General features: G+C 60.8%; 8 protein-coding genes. All 8 read right to left on the bottom strand.

All coding sequences use genetic code 11. From position 1 onward, the window contains the following. Positions 1-120: 120 nt before the first annotated feature. Positions 121-522 carry a PIN domain-containing protein gene (locus SX243_24720; protein MDY7096191.1) on the bottom strand — a complete coding sequence of 134 codons (402 nt, stop codon included), beginning with the start codon at positions 520-522 and terminating at the stop codon, positions 121-123. 7 nt (positions 523-529) lie between these two features. Further along, positions 530-775, bottom strand: coding sequence for a hypothetical protein (locus tag SX243_24715; protein ID MDY7096190.1), 246 nt, complete (start codon positions 773-775; stop codon positions 530-532). A gap of 83 nt (positions 776-858) precedes the next feature. Beyond that, entirely contained in the window at positions 859-1,740 is an 882-nt protein-coding gene (locus SX243_24710) for an SAM-dependent methyltransferase (GenBank protein MDY7096189.1), read from the bottom strand. 195 nt (positions 1,741-1,935) lie between these two features. Then, a complete protein-coding gene (locus tag SX243_24705) occupies positions 1,936-2,415 on the bottom strand; it encodes a zinc ribbon domain-containing protein (GenBank protein MDY7096188.1) in 480 nt (159 codons plus the stop codon). Between the two features lie 52 nt (positions 2,416-2,467). Then, positions 2,468-3,415: a hypothetical protein gene (locus tag SX243_24700; GenBank protein MDY7096187.1), complete on the bottom strand. Its 948-nt coding sequence runs from the start codon at positions 3,413-3,415 to the stop codon at positions 2,468-2,470. Continuing rightward, complete coding sequence (locus SX243_24695) at positions 3,408-4,715, bottom strand: PPC domain-containing protein (protein MDY7096186.1); 1,308 nt, start codon at positions 4,713-4,715, stop codon at positions 3,408-3,410. The genes SX243_24700 and SX243_24695 overlap by 8 nt, the downstream gene beginning before the upstream one ends. 276 nt (positions 4,716-4,991) lie before the next feature. Further along, on the bottom strand, positions 4,992-5,225 hold the full coding sequence (locus SX243_24690; protein MDY7096185.1) for a hypothetical protein: 234 nt from the start codon (positions 5,223-5,225) through the stop codon (positions 4,992-4,994). Then, positions 5,212-6,452, bottom strand: a 1,241-nt coding sequence (locus SX243_24685; GenBank protein MDY7096184.1) for an RHS repeat-associated core domain-containing protein, incomplete at its 5' end; no start/stop codon positions are given. The genes SX243_24685 and SX243_24690, both read right to left, overlap by 14 nt.

The raw sequence follows: 6,452 nt of genomic DNA, 5'->3' as shown, positions 1-6,452 counted from the left end.
GGCCGAGGTGAGTGGACCGTACACGGCGCTGCCGGTTTACGTGAAGCGAGGTATCAACTTGGCTGCTCCGTGAGTTCGGGTACGGTTGGCGACAATCAGAAAACGGCCGTGGGGAGAAATCTAAGAAAGCCGTTGAGGCTGAGGCAGAATCGACGCCCGCGATTGGGGCATCCGCTGAAAATGCGCGTCGTAGGTCAAGACGCTGGAGCCTGTAGCGGAGGCGGCCGCTGCGATCCAGATGTCGTTGGTTGGGACCGGTGTTCCGGCACGGCGCAGGCTGACAACAATCTCGGCGTAAACTTCCGCGACCCGATCATCGACGTCGATGCGCTCGACCACCGGATTCTCCGAAAACTGCCGCAAGAGCTCTCGATTCTCTTCCAGGCGCCTACCAAGTAAGAATCCCGTCTGCAGCTCTCCCAAAGTCGTCGCCGGCAAGCCCAGCCAATCCGCGTGCTCGATGAGCTCGACGACCTGCGGATCGCCACGGAAGAAGAAGCTCAGAGCCGAGGTGCCAAGCACTTGCGAGTCAAACCCACAGCTCCTGGTCGATCTCCTCGAAAGGAGCCACCGCCTGCTCGAAGCGCTCCTGCTCCTCGGCGCTCCATCGACCAGCCAGCCGCACCAGGCCATTGCCGCGCTTCTGGTCGACGCCCAGGCTGTGGCGCAGGAGCTCGATCACCGTCTGACTCAGAGACAGCTGGCGTCTTTCCTTCTCCGCCTCGAGGGCGGCTGCAAGGTCTTCTGGGATATTGCGGATGGTGAGGTGCTTCACTCTCGAGCCTCCCTGCATTCATCTTGACGCTCTATTGAATGCATCTGGTGCCGTCAACGACCTTCGTTCGACCTTCAACTGCATCAGTCTATGGTCTCTCCTGCCGGCTCGAAGAGCACAAAGCCCGCGTACTGCTGCATCTCTCGCCGGCGCTCGGGCGAAGCAAGCATGCCCAGGACCCGCATCATCAGTCTCTGGATGAGGGGAAACGGCGCAGAACGCCCCAGCCGCTTTGCTTCGATGGCGAAGTAGCGAACCTCTCTCGGCTTCCAACCTGCGCGCAGGAAGAAGTCGAAGTAGTCCTTCGGCTCGAAGAGGAACGGTGCTTTCTTCATCGACTGACTCATGCCGCTGCGCCGTCGGTACTCATACGATGCCGGGGAGAAGTAGTCCACCAGCCAATACGCGATGGACTCCTGCGACCGCAGGTCCGCCCCGAGGGAGGCAACCTCCTCTTCGGAGAGGTAGGGCGTGACCGCCTCGGTGAGCACGAGTATCTTCTCCGAGTGGGCCGCGACGTCGTCGAGCAGTGACCGCCGGGCCACCTCGTCGGCAAGGTCCAGTTTCACCCGCTCCAGTCGGCAGCGTGGCGTCTCGCCGGAGAGACGGGCCTCCTTGAGCTCGATGACGTGCGGGTAATCCACTTCGATCCATCGGAGGGACTCCGGCAACTCCATCCGGTAGGGCCGAGTATCCAGCCCCGCCCCCAGGTTCAAAATGGTCTCCACGCCCTCGGCGACTGCCTCCCGAATGAGGTCGTCGATGATCCGCGTGCGAATCACCACCGTCCAGCCACCGATGAAAGCCCGCCTCGGGAGACCCTCGATGATCCGCCGCCCGCGGTCCCCGGCGAGCGTCGCCGCGAGGGGATCCTGAAACAGTGCCTTCGGATGGTTCGTCTCCCTAGCGCGATAAGCCGCTGCCATGAAGGCGGTGTCGGAGACTTGATGGATTTGGCTTGTCATCTGTTTCCCGGGTATTTCGGAAAAGTGAGTTCAGTCTGCCCCGGAAGGTGCCGAAGACACACTTGGTCGCAAACAGAGGCTCGCGCGTTCACCTGTGCGTCGGAGTACCTTGGAGGTTGCTGAAAAAGTCAGCCGCAAGCGAGAGCGAGAATTTTTTGAGCAGAATCGAGGCGGAGAACCGTAGGCAATTCGGCATCAGCGAATGTCCGTAACCACACCGTCTTTGATTCGAACAAGCCCATTCAGGGATTGGCTGCTTCCAGAGCACTTCAGCTCAATTGTAATCGTACCGTCAGAACCCGCCGAAGCAGTGGTTTGGCCGCAAGCTGGAGGCAAGGCAGCGAGGAACTCTTCTGCCTGGCGGACATCGCTGGAAGTCGCGAGTGACGAGTTGCTGACCGTGGGCCGCGCAGGCAGGGCCATACCCGGCCCCGCGGGTGAGTCTGAGCGACTCCCAACTTCCGATCGCGAGCTTGCAATGGCGACAACAATCACGAGGATTATGAGTCCGAGGCAGCCCCATGTAACGCAGGAGGTTTTCCTAGGAGCACGCTGCGTCTGCCCAACCGCCGGAGCAGACGCTGTCTCAGCGCTGGTGGGCCTCCCACAATTCGGACAACTCCGCGCTCGATCCGAAACCTTCCTGCCGCAATCAGGACAATCGATTAGAGCCATGTTGGGTCCTTGATAATCACAGGTTGTCACCAAAGGTCCCTGAGCCGTCAAACTAGCGGCGGCTGGAGTGCCTCGTGTCAACTTCACGCTCCGGTTCAGCCACACCATGACCGGCCCGCATTCGGTAGTGGAGGCGCAGGAAGCGCTTGCCCCACAACTCGAGGGTATGGTCGGCACGGGAATCTTCGCCGGCGCCCGGGAAAACGTGGATGTCTTCTTTCAAGGTTGCCACGTAACGCGCCCATCCCTCGCCGGGAGCGCTCTGAACGAAGAAGTAAAACCCCGGATCTCCGAATCTCCGGCCGCGGGAGCTCACCGTCAGCGAGCCGTCTCGGTGAGAGTGGGGCTTCAGGATGACATGGGCGTTGCCGTTCGGCAGGGGGAAGACGACTCGAATGCAAGGACCGGAGTGCCCCGGCACGGTGCAGACAGCATAGCTTCCAGCGTACAGGGTATTGCCGGTGGCAGCGATCTCGCGAACCCAGGCGGTCCGGACCAGCTCGCCCTCTGGAGAGTGCAGCTGGAGCACTTCACTAGTGATTCCGAGGCTGGTGTCGAGGGGCGAAAGCGGAACATTGAGCTGCTGCAGGCGCCGGCTGAACAAGAGCGCCAGCATTTGGCCGAAGGGCCGGAAGAACCCACTCCATTCCGACCAAACGTCGAATTCGTACTCGGAGGTCCGCTCGTAAAAGGCGACGACCGCCGGATGGAGCTCCCGGATCGAGCAATCCGGCCCTTCCAAGACAAAGAGGTCCGGCACCAACCCGCGGGGCGCTCCGCTCCGGGTGAGAACGAGCCCCTCTCTCTCGGCGACACGGGCGAAGAAATCCGTGCCGATGACGTCCGTATCGCCGGATAGCAGGTCCAGCCACGGATTTTCTGTAGCAGAGACCCGTCGCCCCGTGGCCTGGACCCATCGTTGGGTCACCCAATCGCCCAGCCGTCCCCGGCCTTTTCCCAGCCACGGCGTGTCGATGCGTGCCACAGTTCGGTCAGCCATCTTCATCGCAAGCAAAAGCCCGCAAATCCTGCACCGGAAGGGCCACGTTCCGGTCGGGGTTCTCGTAGGTCCAGATCTCGCCGGTGATGGTGTCTCTGACGGTTACGGTAAAACCGACGTTGGTCACTGCCGAGACGAAGATCCAATAGTGGCCGGTAACGGGGCAGCCGCGAAGCACTTTGATCATGACCTCGGGGTTGTCCTCATCGAAGAAGTAGAAGATGCCTCCCCGGTCGAATTCGGAACGACTACGGTGAGCTCTTCCCGAATGGCCCGCGATGGCCGAGTCGTAGTCGACGTTGACGGCGAACCTTCGATCATCTTCAAAATCGTCGATACAAAGTGTCCCAGAACTGAAACTGCAGACCCCTGCGATCTCCCGCAAACGGAGTATGAAGCGCGGAAAGGGCATCGAGGCCCTGGGCGTTCCGGCTACGATGGTATACGTGCCAGCTTCAAGCTCAAGGACGATCCGCGCAGGCTCGTCTGGATCAGACGAATAGTCCCTGTCGATGGCAAAGCCCGACGTGACCCGCCCGGGAAACAGCTGCAGTTCCGCCAACCCGGTCATTGCCTCAAGCTCGATCTCAAGGGCGGTCGTATCCTCCAGCTCGAAGGAGAAAAACTGCGTATTCAACGACGGATCGTAGGTGGCTCTGCAATCGTCGGTCCACTGCCCTTCGACCGTCTGCCCTGGCTGGATCAGTCCAATAGTGCAGGCCGAGGATAGGTTCGCCGCGCCGAATTCGGCGATCCCCAGACCTGCCGCACCATCGATCAAGCGAAAACCGAGAGCATTGAAGGTCTCGTGATCCGTGCCGTAGAAGGCAAACCCGCGCGGTCCGTCTTCAGCTTCGAGGTCAATGGGCCCGGTGCTCTGCCCCTCAAACAAAACCTCGATGGTCGCCCTGCTGCCCCGAGGACGTGCATAGAAATAGAAAGCAGTGGCCTCGTCCCGAAAAAGCATGGAGTACCCCGTGAGCTCTTCGAAGTGAAAGACGGGGCCCTGATAGCCGTGCCCCCATTCGGGCCACGTGGTAGGCACGGTGCGACGGATCGGGAACGGCGGGTGGAATGGTAGATTAAAAAGGAGGTTGCCCACCACCTCCATGGAGAACCCGAAGATCACCGGCTCTCCTTCGTCCAGTTTCTCCTGCTCCGCCAGGTCCGCCGCCGTCATCGGATACGGCCCCACCATCGCCGGCGGCGGCTCGTTGCCGAGATCTACGATGACTAGCTCCGCGGAAGCCAGAGGTGCGACCAAGAACAAGACGAGGACGAAGATGCAGCAACGGTTCATGCGGTGCTTTCCTTTGGAAGATTCCAGACGGTCTCTTAGGGCGCACCCGACCTTGCGGCAACGTGGCACTCTATTTAGTCACTTGATTTTGGACCTGAGGTTGAATTTTACCACGCGGGGAGCGGGGCTCTGCTTGGGGGGGGGAACTGCTCTCTGGCCTCGACTGGAGCCGACAATCCACCCAACGGTCTCGTCGAGTGGAACTCACTGCAAGGTAACATCGAAGCGCCGGACACGGACGGCTTCCAGTCACTGTTCCTCAACCGGGCTGGTTAGCTACAAGAGCTCGTCATCAACGTCCAGCTCGCCGAGCCCTATTCGATCCAGAGATAGGCCGAACACTTTCGCCTGCTGCCTGATGAGCGAGACCGCCTCATAGAATGCAAAGTGTCGCCCTTCGTCGTAGTCAGAGCCTGAAGCAGTAGCTTTCTGCTTGGCTTCCCTGGCCATTTCTACCAGTTCAAGCGCCACGTCGCGAAGAAGATTCTCGGCCTTGTCACTGTAGGTCATCTAATAAACCCTGCAGAATCTCAAGCTGTTCCTGCTGTCGCTGGATGTCTCGTGGCCACTTCTTCGTCAACAGCGCCTCCTGCTGCCTTGGGTCAAGCTGGTGGAAGTTCGGAATGAACTGCTCAGGATCAGCCATCTTGGCCCGATGTTCAGCGATCTCTTTCTCGAGCGAAACAATGCCCCTTTCAATCTCCTTGCGAGATCTCCCGGCGTAGTTCCGGAGGAATCCGGCGTGCCTTCCACCTTGTCGTGCTGTCTCTAACGCCCCCCTCGGAACCTCCGCCATCGCATAAGCATCCGCACCTCCAAGCTCCAACTTCTTCGCCTGCACCCGACCCACCGCCTCGTCCCAGTGCGGCGCCCACGGAACTTCCGGAGCTTTCTGCACGGAGCGGCCCACCGGCTGGGTCATCCACCGGGGTAGGGGAACCTTGCGCAGCGCCGGAGCGGCCCATTCCGCCATTCCTGCCGTACCAACCGCTAACCCCACCTCGAAGGACAGCTGGGTATCCGTCTCCGGAACCAGGTTCCGGCTCAGCTCGATCATCACTCCGAACTCATCCCACCCTCCCTGGATGGTGGCCATGCTGGCTCGGTCCAGGGTCGCCCGCAGGCGGGGCATCAGGTGGGGCTCCGGGCCGGGGTCGAAAGCGCGCAGACCGTGGACCTTTAGCGCCGTGCACGACGGGCACACCAGTCCTAGCGGGTCCGAGTGCGTCACCGGCGAGTTCATCGCGTAGATGTAGGGGTTCGGGCCATCAACGTAGCCCAGCGGGTCCGTGGTGATGAACCGTCCCAGCTCGGGATCGTAGTAGCGGTTGCGAACGTAGAGGAAGCCGGTGACCGGATCTTCGGGCAAGCCGTGGAAGCCGAATTCATTGGCGATCGTGCTCTCAGGGACCAGCCGCTCATCTTCTGTTCGATAGGCAACCCAGACCGGCGTTGATGGGTAGACGTGGAGCTGGAGGTAGAACGGCTCGGCCAGCGCTGTTCCGGAAAGGTCGGTGAGTGAGCCTGTGATGGAGAGGTCATGCGTACCGTCTGGAGCTGGAGCACCAGCGGTGAGCCGATAGCCATCCTCACTCTTCGTCCACGACGTGACATAGCCGGCAATCTGGATCGACGGAGTTGCAGTGGAGAGATCGATCTCCTCGGTGAACTCGACTTCAAGGACCGCGTCCCGGTACGCGACCTCATAGACCTCCGGGGTGCCGGTATCGAGAATGA

The organism is Acidobacteriota bacterium, assembly GCA_034211275.1.
Taxonomy (GTDB): Bacteria; Acidobacteriota; Thermoanaerobaculia; order Multivoradales; family JAHZIX01; genus JAGQSE01.
Note: the sequence above shows the minus strand (reverse complement) of the source record. Positions and strands in the feature narration are given on the sequence as shown.